The following is an 18,794-nucleotide window of genomic DNA, read 5'->3' as shown; positions in this document are numbered from 1 at the left end:
AACCACCTTACTATATGTAGTTGCCAAGTTTTTCATTAAGTGTACCCCGCTCACAGCTTCATCCTCCATTTCGGTTTTTCCTGCGGCTTCTCCGTGCCGTCTTCCGGTTGGGGGATGCCGCCGATTACGACCTTTTCCTTGCCCGCGCTCATCAGCTCCTTGATGCTGATGGTCTTGGGCATGGCTGACAGCACCGGCGGTTTGCGCTCCGCCGCATGTGCCATGTAGTCGGGCATACGGTGGACGTATGGTTCGGATGCTGCCGGGACGGCAGGGTCGCCGGGCATTGAGGGAGCGGGTTGCGCCACCGATGGAGCTTGCGGCTCCGGCCGGATTTCCGTTACCCCTTCAGTGTTGGCCTCCTGCGCATCGACGGATTTCAAGGAGAGCAATATCTTGCGGTCAAGCGTGGCAAGCTCGGCCTTGAGTTGCTTCAACTCATCCTCTTTTTTCCATGTTTCGTCCACGACCTGCTTCAGGACGGGGATTTCCTTCTCGATGTCAGCATTGTCCCGCGTGTATTTCTCTATCAGGCGGGGGATGCTGTCAAAGGCGTTGATGAAATTCCGGCAGGCGGTCTGCGGGTCGGCTGCCAAGCGTCCGTTGTTGTAGTTGTACAGGAGCTTGCCCGTGCCGCGCACGAAGAAGCGGTTCTCGCAGAAGTCCAATCCCTCCTTGACGGTGGTGTCGGTCTTGACCACGATTTCAAAGCCGTAGAGGGAGCCGATGGGAACCGGCTGGCCGTGCGTGCGCTCCTTGTCCTCTATCTCGTGCAGCCGGGCGGCAATGACTTTGGGGTCGCTGCCCGTTACCCCGTCAATCTTCAGCGGGTTGAGCTTCTTGCCGTCCTTGTCGTACTGCACGCGGCTCTCGAAGTCGGCCATGTCCTGCCGCGCCCTCGCGATGATGTCGCTGTTGGAGGCTTGGTTGGCCAACAGGGTCTCCAACCGGATGCGCGAATCGCCCTTGCTGCGCTGGAACGCCTTGCGCTCGCCCTCCAGTCCGGCAATCTTCTTCTCCAGACGCGCCTTGTCCAAAAGGTCTGTGTTGCCGGAGAGGATGGCCACATACTCGGAGTAGTTCATGCCCCCCTTCTCGTCCATGCTGCCCTCGTCGATGGTGCGGCTGCCCATGCGGTTCTGCTTGAGCTGGGTGATGAAAAGCTGCTTGTTGTGGAGCAGGTTGAACTTGTAGCTGTCCAATGATTTCTCCACCGCATAGATGATGACATCGACCTTGTTATCGGCATAGAGCTTCGCCACCTCGTTGCCCTTGCGGATGCCGCGCCCGTCGCGCTGCTGGAGGTCGCTTGGGCGCCACGGTGCGTCCAAGTGATGGATGGCCACGCATCTTTTCTGCGCATTGACACCCGTGCCCAACATTTCGGTGGAGCCGAACAGCACACGGATGCGCCCCTCGTTCATCGCCTCAATCATCGCCTTGCGCTTCTTCTCGGTCTTGGCTTCCTGAATGAAGCGTATCTGGTCTTCGGGGATGCCGTGGTCTTCCACCAGCTTGCGCTTGATTTCGCTGTACGGGTTCCACTGGTCGGGCTTGTACGTGCCCAAGTCGCTGAACACGAACTGCGTGCCCTTATGCTCGGCGTATCGGTTGTAATACTGCGCAATCATGTCGGCGCAGTGGGTCGCCTTGTTGTCGCGGTCGTCGTCATATTTCAGCGGGTCGATGAGCCGCATGTCAAGCGACATCTTGCGGGCATAGTCGGTGGCGATGAGCATCTTGGCCTTTTCTTCCTTCTCGGTGAGCGGCGGACGGCCCAATACGGTGGCGTTGCCGGTCTTGGCGAACTGCATGAGCTTGGCGATGAACTCCTGCTGGTCGGGCGTGGGCGCGATGTTGTGCAGTATCTCGTTCTTCTTCGGGCGGTCGATGCCGATGTCCTCCGCCGTGCGGAAGTCGGTAATCTCGGAATAGAACGAGGCGAGTTCGGGCACCTTGATGAAATAGCGGAAGCGTTCCTTCTGCACAATCTCGTTGGTCACGGAAAACTCATAGTCAATGGACTTGCGTGCGAACACCGCCGCCCATGCGTCGAAGGAGCGGATGCCCTGCCGCTCCAGTTCGTTGGGGCGCAGGTATTTGAACAGGAGGTACAGCTCGGTCAGTGAGTTGCTGATGGTCGTCCCCGACAGGAATGTGGCTCCCAAGTCCTTGCCGGTGCGCTGCTGGATGGTGCGGATGGCAAAGAGCATGTTGAGCGCACGCTGGCTGCCCTCCGAGTTGCCCAGCCCCGCCACACGGTCGTGGCGCGTGGTGAACATGAGGTTCTTAAAGCGGTGGCTCTCATCGATAAAGATGTGGTCGATGCCCATGCGCTTGAAGTCCGCCACATCATCCTTGCGGGTTTCTATCTCGTGCGTCAGCTCCTTAAGCTTGACTTCCAAGTTCATCTTGCGCTTTTCCGCGCCCTTGAGTTGGGCATTGGTTACCTCGCTGCCTAACTGGTGCAAGACTTCCAGGTTTTCCTCCACGCTGTCCAGTTCCTGCTGCAAGATGTCGCGCTGGATTTCGGGCGACTGCGGTATCATGCCGAACTGCTCGTGCGAGAGGATGATGGCATCCCAGTCGTTGTTCTTCATCTGGTTGAAGATTTCCACGCGGCGGTCGGGCGTGAAGTCCTCCTTGCCCGGATAGAGTATCTTGGCATGGGGATAGGCGGTGCGGAAGGTCTGCGCAATCTCGTGGATGTTCGCCTTCAGGCCGGTGATGAGCGGCTTGTGCGCCAGTCCGAGCCGCTTCATCTCGTAGGCGGCGACGCACATTATCAGCGTCTTGCCGCCACCCACCTCATGGTCGGCGATGCCGCCGCCGTTCATCTTCAGCATCCAGATACAGTCTTTCTGAGATGGATACAAATCCTTGATGCCCAACCCTTTCAAGTCAAGGTCAGGAAAGGTCTGGTGGCTGCCGTCGAACTTGGGGCGCACGAAGCAGTTGAACTTGCGGTTGTACATGTCCTCCAGCTTCTTCTTGAACTCCGGCGACTGCTCCATAAGCCAGTCGGAGAAGCCTTCACGTATCTCGTCAATCTTGCTGTTGGCCAGTTGCGTGGCTTCGGGGTCGCGCACCTTGATGTCCTTGCCGTCCTTGTCCGTGACGGTCTTGGTGATGTTGGGCGTGGTGTTGTGGATGGCGTGGCGCATGAGGGCCACGCCGTTGAACAGGCGCGTTTCGGAACGGACTGCGTACTGGTTATAGATACGCGGGCTGAGTTCGGAGGCACGGATATTGTACTCGTCCGCGCTGGCGTTGTAGCGGACGGACACGTCGGTGTCGAACAGCCATGAGGCATAGCGGCTGTACACGGCAGCCGGTATCCAGCGTTCGCCGAAGTTGAAGTCCAGTTCCTCAAAAGGAATGGGTACCGGTGCCGCCTTACGCAATGCTTCAAGCGAAACGCGCGATTCGGCATCGTCGGGATGTGTCTGCAAGTATTCCCCGATATACTCCGCCTTTGCCACGACATTGCCCGCGATGAAGCGGTCGGCAATCTCGAAACGCTTCGCCAGCGGGTTGTAGAACACCCTGCCGCGCAGTTCATCCAGCAATTGTGCCTGCGGCTTGTCGGTGAGCGATTCCATATATTCCATGTCTGCCTCGCCATATTTGTTGAGCGAGGCCGCCAATGCCTCGTGCACATCGTCGGTGTGGGTAATCTCGTTCACGTTGTACGACACGGGATGGTCAAAGATGTCGGCCTTGACCGCCTTGCCGTCGGTATAACGCTCCAAGGCGAGGATTTCCCGGTTATCGGCATCCATGCGGAACAGGTCGATGTTCTTCTTGTCGTTCAGGTTGCCGAACTGACGGACAAAGCCGTCGTACAGCCCGTTCAGGCCCGCACGCAGTTCCCCGTTCTCCTGCCGGTGTTCCGCTTCGTCGTTGTACAGGCGGTGGTAGGTGTCGCGAAGTTCAATGTAGGATGCGGCACGCTGCTGCTGGCGGGCAGGCAGTTCCAGCGGATGGAACACAGGGATTCCCTTATCCATGCCGGAGAGGTAGCCGATTTGCCTGTCCATATCCACCAGTGAGCCGTTCCGGTAGTGCTCCAGCCTTTCGCCGGTGAAGGGGCGTGGCTTCATGCGCTCCTGCCGTGCGGCCTCTTCCTCCGCCCGGCGGCGCTCCCGTTCCCGAAGTTCTTCTTCCGACGGGGCTTGGGGTGCGGCTGCCGGTTCGGGCTGTGCAGTCCGGGCAGGCTTTTCTGCGGGCGATGCGGCAATGGCATCCCCCTTGTCGGGTACGGACTGGCCGCTGAGCGGTTCCACAATGTCGAACAGGGAGAGCTGCGGGGTGTCCTGCTTCTTCTTCCGCTTGGGCTTCCGTCCGGTGCTGAACGCCTGCCGTTCCTCCTGTGTGAAGCCGAAAAGGTCGTACAGGGACATCAGTGGCTCCTGCGTGACGGGTTTTTCCGGTTCAGAGCGGACAATGGGCGGTTCTTCCACAACCGCCTCCGGCATTTCCGTCGCGACACGCTGCTGTTCCGGCATGGATATCGCCCGCACCTGTGCAATGCGTTCCTGAAGACTTTCCGCCCGTACTTCCGCCAGTTCGCGCAACTCGCGCACCGGCGAGAAGCGGAGATAAAGGTCAAGGTCGAGGTTTTCCGACAGGTTCTTGTCCAGCATCCATTTCAGGTCTGCGGCGATGGCATCCATGCCCCCGTCATGCAGGAAGACGCGTGCCGGTTTGCCGTAAGGGTCGGTTCCCACATGGCCGCGCGTATGGACAATGGCGGCGGTACGCTCGAAGTATTCATTCTGGGTTGTGCCGTCGGCCTGCGTGCTGACTTCCACGAAGGCTTTTTCAAGGCCGGTATATTCCCTTCCGGATGCCGTGTCCTTCTGCAACACAATGAGGTCGCTGCCCACCTCCGTACCGGCATAGTCGGTAAAGAGATTGTTGGGCAGGCGGATGGCGGACAGGAGCCGCGCCCTTTCCATCAGATATTGGCGCACGGGCGTGCCCATCGCGGAGTTCATCACCCCTTGCGAGGTGATGAAAGCCACGATGCCGCCCTCGCGCACGGCATCCAGCCCCTTGACGAAGAAATAATTGTGCAGGGAGTTCATCGCGAAGCGCCGTGCCGTGCCATCGTCCATCAACGGGTCAAATACGCGGATGTCGCCGAAGGGGATGTTGCTCGCCGCCACGTCGAACCGCCCGTTGTCCTGTGGGGGAAGCTCCTCGAAGCCTTGCACACGAACATCCGTACCGGGCTGAAGCTGCCGGAGGATACGCCCGGTCAGCAAGTCCTTTTCATACGCGGTGGCTTCGGGCACAGCGGTGGCGTTATAGAAATGCGGCTGGAAGGCAGACAAGAAATTGCCCGTGCCCGATGACGGGTCAAGGAAGCGGTGCGGCGACACGCCATGCTCACTTAATGAGGATGCCAGTGCACCAATGATTTCCGGCGGTGTATAGAACGCGGTAAAGGTGGATGCCTTCACACTGTCCACCAGCCGTTTGTATTCCCGTTCATCCGTCGCCCCCTCGCGGAGCACGCCATGCAGTTCCGACACAAGGGGAAAGAGTTCGCGGTCGCTCTGCGTCCAGCGGAGGATGTCGGTGAGCTTGCCGAAAGGGGACAGTACCGCCTTGATGCCCCCGAAACCGGAATAGGCGGCCAATACCGCCTGCTCCTCCGGGGTGGCGGCACGCCTCTCCCGTTCCAGACGGAACATCAGGCGGATGGCCTCGATGTTGTCCCTAAGATGTGCCTTCTTGTTATATGCCATTTTCTTCGAGCCAGATTGAGATTACACCGGCCAGTTCCCCGCACAGCCGGTCGAAGTCGGGGGTAAACTCGAAACCGTCGCTCAGGTCGTAACCGCTGAACACCCTGCCGCATTCGGGCAGGAGCTGGAGAGCTACCTCGCGGGCGCGGCCTGCGGGTACCTCATCGGCAAACTCGTTCCACAACACGGTGATGAGCGTGTCGAGCCGGGAAAAGTGCAGACCCTGGAACAGCACCTCGTCCGCCTGTTGGACGGCTTCGTCATAATTCATGCCCGACCTGACGGCATTGCTGAACGCTTCGGCGGCAAGGTCGGCACGCGCGCGGATAAAAGCATCGTCGGCAGCCCGTTCGGGATGCGATTCGCGGAGGTAGGACAACAGGGTAAGGCGGTAATAGGACAGTTCGTCCGGCTCTACCGACGGAGCCGGCATGTTCGGTTTGTTCGGATTCATGATTCTTCTTTTTATTCGTGTTACAAAATACATTTTATGCCTGTATAGGATGAAGCCGTACCTGATGTAGCATCAAGCCGGACTTCATGGCACATCAAGTCCGACCTCATCCCGCTTCAAGTCCGAGTTGATGTCGGGAGGGTCATTTCTTGGAAGATTTGCCTTTGGATGGTTTCTTGTCGGCAAACTCGTAGCCCACGGAGAAGTCGGGGCGCAATACCAATGAAGCGTCGAAAGCCTTGCCATCCCTGCTTTTGAAACCTTTGATAACACCGGTTCTGCCTTTGGTCAGGAGTTCGGCAAGCTGTTTGTCCGACAGTTCCTTGCCGCCCTTGTTACGGAAGAGGGTAAAGCCACAGTCCACATCGGCGCATTTGACGACCTTGGGGAAGAACAGCACCCGGCTGTTCCGGCATTTGGGACACGGGTATTCGCTTTCCGAAGGCGCTACGGACACTTTGGTTTCCAACAGTTCGGTTACAATCTGTGCGGTATATGCCTCGATGTCGCGCCGGAAGGCGGCAGCATCGGCCTCGCCCGATTCGATGCGTGCCAGCGTGTCCTCCCATGCGGCGGTCATTTCCATGTTGGCAATCTTCTTGTCCTTCACCGTTTCATAGACCGCCATGCCTTTGTCGGTGGGCACGAGGCTTTTCTTCTCCCTCCGGATATAACCGCGTGCGAACAGCGTTTCGATGACGGCAGCACGGGTGGCAGGGGTTCCGATGCCCGTCTCGCGGATGCTCGCCCGTAGCTGCTCGTCGTCAATCTCCCGGCCGCAATGCTCCATCGCCGAGAGCAGCGAGCTTTCGGTGTGCAGCGGCTTGGGTTTGGTCTGCCGCTCTACCGCTTCGAGTGCCTTTACCGGGAGCGTCTCGTCCTGTTCCAGATTTGGGAGTGCCATACCCCCGCCGTCGTCCTCTTCCTTTTCGCCGCGCACGGCACGCCATCCGGCGGACTTGACCACCGTGCCTTTGGCCTGCGCTTCGCTGCTGCCCACCGCCGCACGGATTTCCGTCACCTCCTTGATGCAGGGGGCGGAAAAGGCTTCGAGCAGACGGGCGGCGACCATGTCGTAGATGGCCTGTTCGTCTTTGGAAAGGCCGGAGGGCAGGTTTTCGGTTACAATCAGCGCATGGTGGTCGGTCACTTTCCCTCCGTCCACGCTGCGGCGGTTGAGCGGTGCTCCGGAAAGCGATGCGGCATACTGCCCGAAACGCGGATGTTGCCGCAAGAGGGCGATGCGCGAGGGGATTTCCTCGAACACGTCTTCGGAAATGTACCGGCTGCCGGTGCGCGGATAGCTCAGCACCTTTTTCTCGTACAGGCTTTGCGCAAGGGAGAGCGTGCGGTCGGCGGGGAAGTCCAGCCGGGTGTTGGCATCCCGCTGAAGGGCGGTCAGGTCATAGAGCAGCGGAGGTTCTTCTTTGACCTCCCGCCGGGCAAGTGCCGTTATGCGGAGCGTGCCGCACGCTTTCATTTCGCCCAACGCACTGTCTGCGGCGGCTTTGTTCTCGTAACGCTGTTCCGCTGTGGCATGGAACGCGATGCCGTCCTTCTCCACCGTGATGCGTATCTGCATGTACTTCTTCGGGGCAAACGACTTGTTCTCCAGATAACGGGAGCAAATCATGGCCAATGTGGGTGTCTGTACCCGTCCGAGCGAGAACACGCCCCGCCCGGCGGCAAGGCTGAGCGCCTGCGAGCCGTTGATACCGATGAGCCAGTCCGCTTCGCTGCGTGCCTTGGCGGAAAGGTAGAGATTATCATAATTGCTGCCCGGCAGCAACCGTTCCATCCCTTCGCGGATGGCCTTGTCGGTCAGGCTGCTTATCCACAGGCGGACAAACGGTTTGGTGCAGCCTAAATAATGGTAGATATATCTGAATATCAGCTCCCCTTCGCGTCCGGCATCAGTCGCCACGATGATGCGGTCGCCACCCTCAAACAGTCCTTTGATGATGTTCAACTGGCGCACCACGCCGGGGTCGTCCTTGTATTCCTTCCCCTCACGCTTCTGGCGGGGGATGAGCGTGAATTGGGCTGGCAGTATGGGCAGGTTCTCCCGCCGGAAACCGGCAAACCCGTAGGCTTCGGGCATGGCCAGCCCGACCAGATGCCCGAAAGCCCATGTTACGGCACAGCCGTTGCCTTCCAGATACCCGTCCTTCCTTTGTCCTGCTCCTACGATTGCCGCGATGCTTTGCGCCACCGACGGCTTTTCTGCGATGATGACATTCTTCATATACACTTATATATTATAGGTAAGTAATCAGAGTGATGCACCGACTCCCTTTTTCTCCGACTTCCGGATACGGCGGTTCTGGGATGCCGTCTGCGCGGATTGTTTCGGCTGCCCGCCAGTCTGTCCCTGCGACTGCTTTTGGCTCTTGTCGGGATTCCAGCGGAAGAAGTCGAACTTCATCTTCTCGTAATTGGGGCGCACGTAGGCGTTAAACGTGCCTCCGCCACTGTCGGACATACCCTTGACATACGCCGCCTTGCCTGCCTTCAACGCATCTTTCTGCTCTTGGGTCAGTTCCACCCCTTTCAGTTTTTGCGGGATGATGATTTCCTGCCGCTCCGTTTGCCCTTGCTCCACCTTGCGGTTCAGTCCCCGGAAGTCGTAATCGAAACCGCCCTTGCAGACATTATACTGGAGGCGTGCGTCGTAATGCTTCTGCCTCCGCTCGGACCACATGCCCCCGACCAATACGGACTCGCCGTTCATCAGGCGGAGTCCCTGGTCTTCGGTCAGCGTTACGCCGTTGATTTCACGTACCTGCTTCATATCCTGCATGGGGAGGTGGTGCAGGCGGTTGGTCTTGGGATTGAAGGACAGAAGACAGGACTCCACCGTACCGTCAGGTTGGCGGATGTCAATGGTTCGTCCGGCGTTATTCGTTTTCAGCAGGTTGTCCTGCACTTCTTGGGGCAGTTCCGTCCCCATGTACTCCTTCAAATCCGGATACCGTTTGCAGCATTCGATGTTGAGTACGGGTTTTCCGTCGGGCGATTCCACCAGCCGGATGCAGGCCGGTGTTTCAAAGCTGATGCCCTCGAAGCTGGTGCGGATGTCAAGCACGGCAGATTCATGCCCGTTGAGCAAGCGTGCCGTACCGATTTCGCCCAACGATTCGGGCGTGATGCCCATGCGTGCGAGCTGCTGCCAGTCCACCTGCTCCATGCTCCACTTCGTGGATTGCTGCGGGGCGGGTTCTTCGGTGGCGGGAGCCTGCCGCAAGTCCTGTTTCTGTACGTGCTGTTCCGGGTCTAACCTGTACCCGTCAATCATGGCCGCGTTCTCTTCCGGCTTGCGGAACAAGTCCGCCATATCCTTGGCGGCAGCGAGCAGTTCCGCCGGGATGTGGTAGAAACGGAAGTCGGACGGGTTGTCAAACTGCCGTTTGAAATTGGAGAAGAAGGCTTCGAGGATGGATTCGCTGCGGTCGATTTTCAGGAAATCGCCGTCGGGCTTGGCCTTTGCCAGCGGCTGGGTCTTCAATAAGCCGTCCTGTTCGATGCGCTCCACCACATGGGGGTTGTTGCCGTCGGAAGCGTTGGTCACTACCAGCACTTCGTCTTTCATGTCCTTGAGGTTGTCCATATACAAATGAATTAAATCGTGAAACAATAAGTTGATTGCGGCACGAAAGTAAACGGACAGCCTTGTCAGGCAATGGGAAATAAGCGGACGGGAGGCAAGTGGCTATGGGGTGGCGTGAAGTGGCCACAAGAAATTAGACACGACTCTCTCTATCAATCGGTACAAGGTGAGAAATGAAAACACTAAATTTATTAATAGCAACAGATTGCCTATTAGATGGCCTGCCCAATTAATGAACTTATTCTTATTAGACAATAGAGAATATATAGAATAAGGTTTTAGGGCTTTGATAATCATAATTTCCATTCCTTATTCTATATAAACTCTATTATCGGTCCAGCCACCCTTTCAATTCCGCAGCCCTTTCACGGCTTACGATGATTTCCACATCGGGATACTTCTTCAAATGAATCTTCAATTTGGAGTTGAACCAGTTATTAATGCTCAGGATACTGTCTATATGAATGATATATTGACGGTTGGCACGGAAAAAGGCATCGGGATTGAGTTGGGTTTCCAGTTCATCAAGGGAATAGGGCACGGTTTCGGACGTGCCGTTTTTCAGATACAAGAGCGTATTGCGTTCTTCCAAAGCGATGTGGCTGATGTCTTTCACCTGTACAGATAGATAACCGTCACGGTAAGGAAGAAGGAAACGTTCCCGATAACGATAATTACTGCGGCGCATATATTCCAACAATTGGCGCATATCCTCGCCGTTGGTTTGCGGAGTGTTCGCGCGGCGCACTTTCCCGATGGCGGCGGCAAGTTCGTCAGGCTTGACGGGTTTCAGCAAGTAATCGAAACTGTTATACTTGAAGGCTTGAATGGCGTACTCGTCGTATGCAGTAGTAAAAATGACAGGTGATGGCACGGCTGTCTGTCGCAGCACATCAAAACTTAGTCCGTCGGACAGGCGGATATCCGCCAATATCAGATTGGGAGCGGGATGCGTCTGCAACCATTCCACCGCTTCCACGATGCTTGCCAATGGTCCGTCAATACGGAATGTGCCGTCCATTTCCTCCAACAGCCTTTTCAACAGGTTGAAGTTCCGCTTTTCATCTTCTATGATAAGGATGTTCATACTCGTTAGGTATTATGGGCAATTTGACTATATATGAATGTTCACTTTTCTCAATGATTGGTTTTTCTTTGCACAACAAGAAGTAACGCTCGGCGATGTTCCGTTGTCCGATGCCCGTGGAGGACAGTTCGGAGGACATAGGGCGCAAATCGTTTTCTACCACTATGTAGTTCCCTTCCTGAAAGATACGGATATGAAGCGGTTGGCGCACCGACAATTGATTGTGCTTGATAGCATTTTCCACCAGCAACTGGAAACTGACCGGAGGAACTTGCCCGCAGGCTTGTTCCAGCCTTTCATCCACATCGATGCAGATAGCATCCTCATAGCGCATTCCTATCAGGTAGATGTAGGAACGCAGGAAAGCCAACTCCTCGCTTATCGGCACGGTGTCGCGCTTCAAGTTTTGGATGACGTAGCGATAGACGCTTGACAGGTTCTCCAAGAACCGCTCCGCTAATGTGCGGTCTTCCACAATCAGTTCGGAAAGAATACTGAAATTATTGAACATAAAATGCGGGTCTATCTGCGCTTTCAGCACTTCCAACTGCATTTGCGTGGTGCGCTCGCTTTCCTTCAACAAGTTAATCTCCAATTTCTTCTTCTGATTTTCCGAATCTATGATGGCCTCCATATACCGGGCGTTTGTATAAACATACGAAATGAATGTTACAATGGCACTGACCATATACATCATTTCGTGGAAAAAGGAAACCTCCGTATTGTAAACCATATCCGTCAGCCACGAGAATGCGACGGCTGTAAGATTATTGAGCACAAGCAGCAGTACAGCGTAAATGAACAGACTGCGATATGGATTGCGCGAAAAGGGCATAAAGCGGAGCAACAGCTTGCAATAGAATACGGAAATCTCCACAAACAGGAAACTGGACAGCAATGTCAGCCCGAAGTCCGCCAAGCATTCAGTCCAAGTCATTTCCCCGCTCAGCAGCCATAGGATATATTCCTTGTCTACGATGAATGACAGCGGATAGCTAAGCAAAAATACCGCAGCCACCAGTGGCAGACGGTTCCTTAGTCGGTCGAATTTATATCCTTCGATGGTTTTCTCCATAAGAAATCTCTTTATTCGAGCATAAAATTACAATTTTCCGCAAACACCCCAATCGGACTGATGGATAAATGCATATTATTGGCACGATATTGCTTGGGCGACATCCCCGTTTCCTTTTTGAAGAACTTGCCGAAGAAAGAGAGGTTGGGGAAATGAAGGCTATATGCTATTTCTTTAATCGTGTCTTGCGTATGGAGCAGCCTGTGCTTGATTTCTTCAATCGTCCGGTTTGTAATCCAGGCAGTGGGAGTCTTTCCGCTCACTTGTTTCACGGTAGTGGACAGATACTTGGGAGTGATGCACATTTTGGACGCATAAAATTCCACGTGCCTTTCTTGGGTAAAGTATTTGGAGAGCAATTCCATAAACCGGATAAAAATCTGTTTGTCGTGAGGCTGGTACAGATGCTTTGTACACCGCTCTTCCACAGTATGCAAAGCCAGCTTCCCGTCTTCCAACAAAGCTCCGATAACGGATGACAGTTCCACAAACTCCAGTCCCGTGCATTCCATCCAATGCTGAAAAGATGAATCACCTTGATGCTTGATAACCTCTAACACGAGGGTCTTAACATTTTCTTTATTATCGTTCATAACGTCTGCTTTTATTTCCACGCCGACAAAATTACGCCCGTCCGGGAAGTGAATCAAGTCCATCAAGCAGGAAACAGCGATAATGGCGCGTGAAGCGTCGGAATGGCAGGACGGAGCGGGAATTGCCAACGGGGAAAGTGCTTATCCTGCAAGATTGATGCTGTCCCCCGCTGGGAATAGTGCTTTTCCGGCAGGATTTGTGTTGTCCCCGCCGGGGAAAGTGCTTATCCTGTGGGATTGATGCTGTCCCCGCTGGGAATAGTGCTTCTCCAGCAGGATTCGTGTTGTCCCCGCCGGGGAAAGCGGTTATCCTGTAGGATTGATGCTGTCCCCGCTGGGGACTGTAGTTAAAAAGCAGTTTCGCCCCATCCGCGCCTATTTACGCTTCACGCACTAATTCTACCGCTTCGCGCAAAGGACCGTTGCCATTTTCTCCTTCGGACGCTTTCTTTGCAGTTGCTAAAATCAAATTTAATGGTTTTCAAATGAACATGAAAAGAACAGCAATTGGAGCCATCCTCATAGGATGTATGGTTTCTTTGGTTGCCTGTAAGCAACAGGAAACAGGAGGAAATGTACCGACGATGTGCGAGGTGATAACCGTCTCCGCAGGGCCGGTAGAGATTAATGAGAGCTATTCCGCTTCCATCCGTGGAAGGCAGGATATTGAAATCTATCCGCAAGTGTCCGGCAAGATTACTCGGCTTTGTGTCACCGAGGGGCAGAAGGTCAGGAAAGGCGAGGTGATGTTTGTCATCGACCAAGTGCCTTACCAAGCAGCTCTCCGCACGGCGATAGCCAACGTCCATGCGGCAGAAGCGCAGGTGGAAACCGCCCGTTTGGACTACACCAGCAAGCAGCAGTTGTTCGCGGAGCAGGTGGTGTCGGAATACGACCTTTCCACGGCACGGAACGCGCTTGCCGTAGCGGAAGCCTCGCTGGAACAGGCACGTGCACAGGAAACGGACGCGCGTAACAATCTGTCTTATACGGAAGTGAAAAGCCCTTCCGATGGTGTGGTGGGGACGCTTCCCTATCGGGTAGGGGCATTGGTTGGCGCATCGCTTCCGCAGCCCCTTACCACCGTGTCGGACAATTCCTCGATGTATGTTTATTTCTCGATGACCGAGAACCAGTTGCGTACCTTGCTCCGTGAATATGGCTCGCCGGACAGCCTTATCCGGAAGATGCCCTCCATCTCCCTGCGACTGAACGACGGGACGCTGTATTCCGGGGAAGGACGTATAGAAAGCATCAGCGGTGTCATCAACCAACAGACGGGTACGGTATCTGTGAGAAGTGTCTTCCCCAACGAAGACCGCCTACTGTTGAGTGGAGGCATCGGCAACGTCATCATTCCCCACCGCGACGATGCCGCCATTGTCATACCGCAGACCGCCACCACCGAACTGCAAGACAAGATTTTGGCCTATAAGGTAGCGGAAGACCATACCGTATCTGCCGTTGAAATCAAGGTGGAGAAGCTGAATGACGGCAAGCAATACATTGTCCGCTCGGGGCTGGCCGCAGGAGATATAATCGTGATAGAAGGTGTCGGTACGCTGCGCGATGGTATGCAGATTACCCTAAAAGACGAAAGAAAGGAGAAATAGCCTTATGAACCTGAGACTTTTTATAGACCGCCCGGTATTGTCCATCGTCATCTCGGTGCTGATTGTGCTGATGGGAGTCATTGCCATATTCAACCTACCCGTAGAACAGTATCCCGACATCGCACCGCCTACCATACAGGTGTACACCACCTATCCGGGAGCCAACGCGGAAACCGTACAGAAATCCGTCATCGTCCCGTTGGAAGAAGCCATCAACGGCGTGGAAGATATGACTTACATCACATCGACTGCCTCCAACAGCGGGATGGCCACCATCAATGTCTATTTCAAGCAAGGCAGCGATGCTGATATGGCAGCCGTGAACGTGCAGAACCGCGTTTCCACCGCCCTGAGCCTGCTTCCTGCCGAAGTGACGCGCATCGGCGTGACTACGATGAAGCAGCAGAATGCCGAACTGAAGACATTCGCCCTCTATTCGCCAGAAGGGAAATACGACCGCCAGTTCCTGAACAATTATATGAAAATCAATGTAGAGCCTCGCATCAAGCGCATCGGCGGCGTGGGCAATATGATGATATTCGGCTCTAATTACAGTATGCGCATCTGGATGAATCCCGACAAGATGGCGCAATACAAGCTCATCCCTTCGGATATTACGGCGGTGTTGAACGCGCAGAACATCGAGGCGGCAACCGGTGCTTTCGGCGAGAACCACGACAACGCCTATCAATACACGATGAAATACCGCGGACGCCTTTCCACACCCGAAGAGTTCGGTGAGTTGGTTGTCCGCTCGCTGCCCAATGGCGAGGTGCTGCGCCTAAAAGAAGTGGCGGAAATCGAATTGGGGGATGAAGCCTATGACTACGCCACGGAGATGAACGGGCTTCCGTCTTCGATGGCGACGATATACCAGAAAGCAGGGTCTAACGCTTCCGCCACCATCGACGAGATTGACGCTACCTTGGCAGAAATAAGCAAGGATTTGCCTGCCGGATTGGAATTTGTTACACTGAGCGACACCAACCGTTTTCTACACGCCTCGATGAATGTTGTATTGAAGACTCTGCTGGAAGCACTCATTCTGGTGGTGCTGGTAGTCTATGTGTTCTTGCAGGACATCCGTTCCACGTTGATTCCTACCATCAGCATTGTGGTTTCCATTGTGGGAACCTTTGCCGTGATGTCCTTAGCGGGGTTCTCCATCAACCTGCTGACCTTGTTCGCGCTGGTGCTTGCCATCGGTACGGTGGTCGATGATGCCATTATCGTGGTCGAGGCGGTGCAGGCGAGATTTGATGTAGGCTATCGCTCGTCCTATATGGCAGCCAACGATGCCATGCGGAACGTGTCTTCCGCCATTCTTACTTCTACGCTCATCTTTATGGCGGTATTCATTCCCGTGTCAATGATGGGAGGTACATCCGGCGAGTTCTATAAGCAGTTTGGTATAACAATGGCAGTGTCAGTAGGTATATCCGCCATCAACGCGTTCACCCTTTCGCCCGCACTTTGTGCTATGCTGCTTCGTCCGTACAAAGACGAGCAGGGCAAGACGAAAGATAATTTCGCCGCCCGTTTCCGCAAGGCGTTCAATGCGGCGTTTGAAGCCGTTTCGGGACGTTACTTGCGTGGTGTCTTGTTCTTCGTCAAACGGAAATGGCTGATGTGGAGCACCATCGGGCTGTCGTTGGTCTTGCTCGTATTCTTGATACGCACCACCAAGACCGGACTTATCCCAGATGAGGATATGGGTTCGGTAATGGTCAGTATGAACGCTAAGCCGGGCACATCTATGAAAGAGAACCAACGGATTATGGCTGAGGTGAACAAACACTTGGAACAGATTCCGGGTGTGGAATACAATGGCAACATTGCCGGTTTTTCCTTTACCGGGGCTGGCCCGTCAATGGGTATTTGCTTCCTCTCATTGAAGGATTGGAGCGAGCGCAACGAACCGGGACAGTCGGCACAGGAAATAGCCAACAGCGTTTATGCCTTTGCGCCAGAAATACCCGATGCGCAACTATTCGCGATGACCCCGCCGATGATTCCCGGTTACGGTATGGGCAACGGATTTGAACTGTATCTGCAAGACAAGATGGGTGGCAGTCTGGACGAGTTCAAGCAGGTGGCCGACCAGTTTGTGGCAGCTTTGAACGAACGTCCGGAGATTGCTATGGCATACTCAGCTTTCGAAACTAATTATCCGCAATACTGGGTGGACATCGATGCAGCCAAGTGTGAACAGGCAGGCATCACCACCGCCCAGATACTGGAAACGCTGTCGGGATATTATGGAGGAAGCTATGTGTCCAATTTCAACCGCTTCTCCAAATTGTATAGGGTGCAGATACAGGCAGACCCGAAGTATCGTGTCACGCCCGAATCGTTGAACCATATCTATGTGCGTGTGGGCGAAGAAATGACACCGCTGTCCCAGTTTGTCCGGCTGACTAAGACTTACGGACCGCAGGATGTGGCGCGTTTCAACCTTTATAATTCCATCGCAATCAACGGAACGCCTGCCGATGGGTACAGTTCAGGAGATGCGCTGAATGCCGTGAAAGAGACGGCGGAAAAAGTATTGCCAGCCAACTTCGGATATGAATACGGAGGCATCTCGCGTGAGGAAAGCCAGACGACGAATAACGTGACGATTATCTTCGCCATCTGTTTCGTGCTGATTTATCTGATATTGTGCGCCCTGTACGAAAGTTTCCTCATCCCGTTCTCCATTATCCTGTCCGTGCCTTTCGGGTTATTGGGCAGTTTCGTGTTCGCGCAAATCTTCGGGTTGGAGAACAACATCTATATGCAGACCGGACTGATTATGCTCATCGGTTTGCTGGCAAAGACCGCCATCCTGCAAACGGAATACGCCGTGAAACGTCGGCAAGCGGGTATGTCGCTGGTACAATCCGCGTATATGGCTGCAAAAGACCGTCTGCGCCCCATCCTGATGACCGTCGCGGCAATGGTGCTCGGATTGTTGCCCTTGATGGTGGCACACGGTGTGGGTGCGAATGGTTGCCGTTCATTGGCATCGGGCGTGGTCGGAGGTATGCTAGTCGGCACGGTGGCATTGCTCCTGTTCGTTCCTGTGCTGTTTATCGTATTCCAATATCTGCAAGAAAAAATAAGGCCGGTACAGGCTTCACGGCAAGAAACAGATTGGGCTATACAAGCGGAAATAGAGAATTTAGATAAGAAAAAATGAATATGAAACACATATATATAATAACGATGATGATTGGAGCGGCGGCTGTCCTCGGCGGCTGCTCCATCTACAAACCTTATTCCCGTCCCGAAATAAACACAGAAGGACTGTATAGGGATGTGGAGCCAACCGACTCGGCGTCCATTGCCACAGTCGCTTGGGACAAACTTTTCACCGACACTTGCCTGCAAGCCCTGATAAAGGAAGGGTTGGCGCAAAACACCGACTTGCGCATAGCCCGTACACGGGTGGAAGCGGCGGAAGCGGTGCTATTAGGCGCACGGCTCTCTTACCTTCCCTCACTTTCATTGAACGCGGACGGCGGATTGAGCAGCATTGATGGCGGCAAACCTGCCAAAACCTATAACTTGGCAGGCTCTGCCAGTTGGGAAATAGACCTATTCGGGAAAGTGACCAATGCCAAACGCGGTGCGCAAACTGCGCTGGAAGGTAGCCGTGCTTATGAACAGGCGGTACGGACACAACTGATAGCCACTATTGCCAACAGTTATTACACCCTGCTGATGCTCGACCGTCAGCTTGCCATCAGCGAGCAGACCTTGGATAGTTGGGAGGAAACGGAGCGGACGCTTGAAGCCTTGAAACGTGCCGGACAAGCGAATGACGCGGCTGTACTCCAAGCACGAGCAAGCCGTCTGGCGTTGGAAGCCTCCATCACAACCACTCTGCAAGACATCCGCCAGACGGAAAACAGCCTGTTCGCATTGCTGGCATCCCCGTCACGGGATATAGAACGAGGTACGTTGGAAAAGCAAGAGTTCCCAGATACCTTGTCCGCAGGAATACCGATAGCGTTGTTGGCAAACCGTCCCGATGTGCGACAGGCGGAAACGAACTTAGCGCAAGCCTATTACGCCACCAGTGCAGCCCGTTCCGCTTTCTACCCCAGCATTAACTTGTCAGGCTCGGCAGGTTGGACGAACAATGCAGGGGGCATCGTAGTCAATCCCGGCAGTTGGCTGTTGAACGCCGTCGGCTCTTTGGTACAGCCATTATTCAATAAAGGAGCGAACATTGCCAATCTCCGGCAAGCCAAAGCCCAGCAAGAGGAAGCACTGTTGCTTTTCCGTCAATCCCTGCTGGATGCCGGAAAGGAAGTAAATGATGCCTTAACCCGTTGGCAGTCTGCCCGTATCCGCCTTGACTACGACAGCGGACAGATTGCCGCCCTGCGTGAAGTGGTGCGTAAAACCAGTTTGCTGATGCGGCACTCGTCCACCAATTATCTGGAAGTGCTGACCGCCCGCCAGAACCTGCTCAACGCGGAATTGACACAGGCGCAAGACCACTTTGAGAAGATACAAGGCGTGATAGACTTATATCACGCGGTAGGTGGAGGTTGCGAATGACCTCCACCTTTACAAAGTGAATGGTCAGGAATAGTAGTTGTAATCACTAAAAACTCAA

10 protein-coding genes are annotated in these 18,794 nt (G+C 54.7%); 3 read left to right on the top strand and 7 right to left on the bottom strand.

The window, feature by feature from the left end:
- Positions 1-50: 50 nt before the first annotated feature.
- From BQ7483_RS07340 to BQ7483_RS07310, 7 genes are all read right to left on the bottom strand, one after another.
- Complete coding sequence (locus BQ7483_RS07340; protein WP_072545379.1) at positions 51-5,756, bottom strand: N-6 DNA methylase; 5,706 nt, start codon at positions 5,754-5,756, stop codon at positions 51-53.
- Positions 5,746-6,210, bottom strand: coding sequence for a DUF1896 domain-containing protein (locus tag BQ7483_RS07335; protein WP_072545378.1), 465 nt, complete (start codon positions 6,208-6,210; stop codon positions 5,746-5,748). The genes BQ7483_RS07340 and BQ7483_RS07335 overlap by 11 nt, the downstream gene beginning before the upstream one ends.
- 142 nt (positions 6,211-6,352) lie before the next feature.
- Positions 6,353-8,455, bottom strand: coding sequence for a type IA DNA topoisomerase (topB, locus tag BQ7483_RS07330; protein WP_072545377.1), 2,103 nt, complete (start codon positions 8,453-8,455; stop codon positions 6,353-6,355).
- 27 nt (positions 8,456-8,482) lie between these two features.
- Positions 8,483-9,817, bottom strand: coding sequence for a DUF3945 domain-containing protein (locus BQ7483_RS07325; protein WP_072545376.1), 1,335 nt, complete (start codon positions 9,815-9,817; stop codon positions 8,483-8,485).
- Between the two features lie 328 nt (positions 9,818-10,145).
- Complete coding sequence (locus tag BQ7483_RS07320) at positions 10,146-10,904, bottom strand: LytR/AlgR family response regulator transcription factor (RefSeq protein WP_072545375.1); 759 nt, start codon at positions 10,902-10,904, stop codon at positions 10,146-10,148.
- Positions 10,879-11,979 carry a sensor histidine kinase gene (locus BQ7483_RS18010; protein WP_235847316.1) on the bottom strand — a complete coding sequence of 367 codons (1,101 nt, stop codon included), beginning with the start codon at positions 11,977-11,979 and terminating at the stop codon, positions 10,879-10,881. The genes BQ7483_RS07320 and BQ7483_RS18010 overlap by 26 nt, the downstream gene beginning before the upstream one ends.
- Positions 11,980-11,990: 11 nt before the next feature.
- Positions 11,991-12,572 carry a helix-turn-helix domain-containing protein gene (locus BQ7483_RS07310; RefSeq protein WP_162274248.1) on the bottom strand — a complete coding sequence of 194 codons (582 nt, stop codon included), beginning with the start codon at positions 12,570-12,572 and terminating at the stop codon, positions 11,991-11,993.
- A gap of 485 nt (positions 12,573-13,057) precedes the next feature.
- On the opposite strand from BQ7483_RS07310, the gene BQ7483_RS07305 reads away from it, so the two are divergent.
- Genes BQ7483_RS07305 through BQ7483_RS07295 form a run of 3 tightly spaced genes read left to right on the top strand, consistent with a single transcriptional unit; the run spans position 13,058 to position 18,736 of the window.
- On the top strand, positions 13,058-14,185 hold the full coding sequence (locus BQ7483_RS07305) for an efflux RND transporter periplasmic adaptor subunit (RefSeq protein WP_083535674.1): 1,128 nt from the start codon (positions 13,058-13,060) through the stop codon (positions 14,183-14,185).
- Positions 14,186-14,189: 4 nt separating this feature from the next.
- Entirely contained in the window at positions 14,190-17,366 is a 3,177-nt protein-coding gene (locus BQ7483_RS07300; protein ID WP_072545373.1) for an efflux RND transporter permease subunit, read from the top strand.
- Positions 17,367-17,368: 2 nt separating this feature from the next.
- Positions 17,369-18,736, top strand: coding sequence for an efflux transporter outer membrane subunit (locus tag BQ7483_RS07295; RefSeq protein ID WP_072545473.1), 1,368 nt, complete (start codon positions 17,369-17,371; stop codon positions 18,734-18,736).
- Positions 18,737-18,794 lie beyond the last annotated feature (58 nt).

It is taken from the genome of Mediterranea massiliensis, assembly GCF_900128475.1.
Classification (GTDB): Bacteria; Bacteroidota; Bacteroidia; order Bacteroidales; family Bacteroidaceae; genus Bacteroides; species Bacteroides massiliensis_E.
The sequence above is the reverse complement of the archived record's forward strand: the minus strand, read 5'-3'. Positions and strand labels throughout refer to the sequence as shown.

Excerpts from the sequence above, each read along its gene's own strand:
- BQ7483_RS07340 (WP_072545379.1), bottom strand. The coding sequence starts at position 5,756 with ATGGCATATAACAAGAAGGCACATCTTAGGGACAACATCGAGGCCATC.
- BQ7483_RS07335 (WP_072545378.1), bottom strand. The coding sequence starts at position 6,210 with ATGAATCCGAACAAACCGAACATGCCGGCTCCGTCGGTAGAGCCGGAC.
- topB (WP_072545377.1), bottom strand. The coding sequence starts at position 8,455 with ATGAAGAATGTCATCATCGCAGAAAAGCCGTCGGTGGCGCAAAGCATC.
- BQ7483_RS07325 (WP_072545376.1), bottom strand. The coding sequence starts at position 9,817 with ATGGACAACCTCAAGGACATGAAAGACGAAGTGCTGGTAGTGACCAAC.
- BQ7483_RS07320 (WP_072545375.1), bottom strand. The coding sequence starts at position 10,904 with ATGAACATCCTTATCATAGAAGATGAAAAGCGGAACTTCAACCTGTTG.
- BQ7483_RS18010 (WP_235847316.1), bottom strand. The coding sequence starts at position 11,979 with ATGGAGAAAACCATCGAAGGATATAAATTCGACCGACTAAGGAACCGT.
- BQ7483_RS07310 (WP_162274248.1), bottom strand. The coding sequence starts at position 12,572 with ATGAACGATAATAAAGAAAATGTTAAGACCCTCGTGTTAGAGGTTATC.
- BQ7483_RS07305 (WP_083535674.1), top strand. The coding sequence starts at position 13,058 with ATGAACATGAAAAGAACAGCAATTGGAGCCATCCTCATAGGATGTATG.
- BQ7483_RS07300 (WP_072545373.1), top strand. The coding sequence starts at position 14,190 with ATGAACCTGAGACTTTTTATAGACCGCCCGGTATTGTCCATCGTCATC.
- BQ7483_RS07295 (WP_072545473.1), top strand. The coding sequence starts at position 17,369 with ATGAAACACATATATATAATAACGATGATGATTGGAGCGGCGGCTGTC.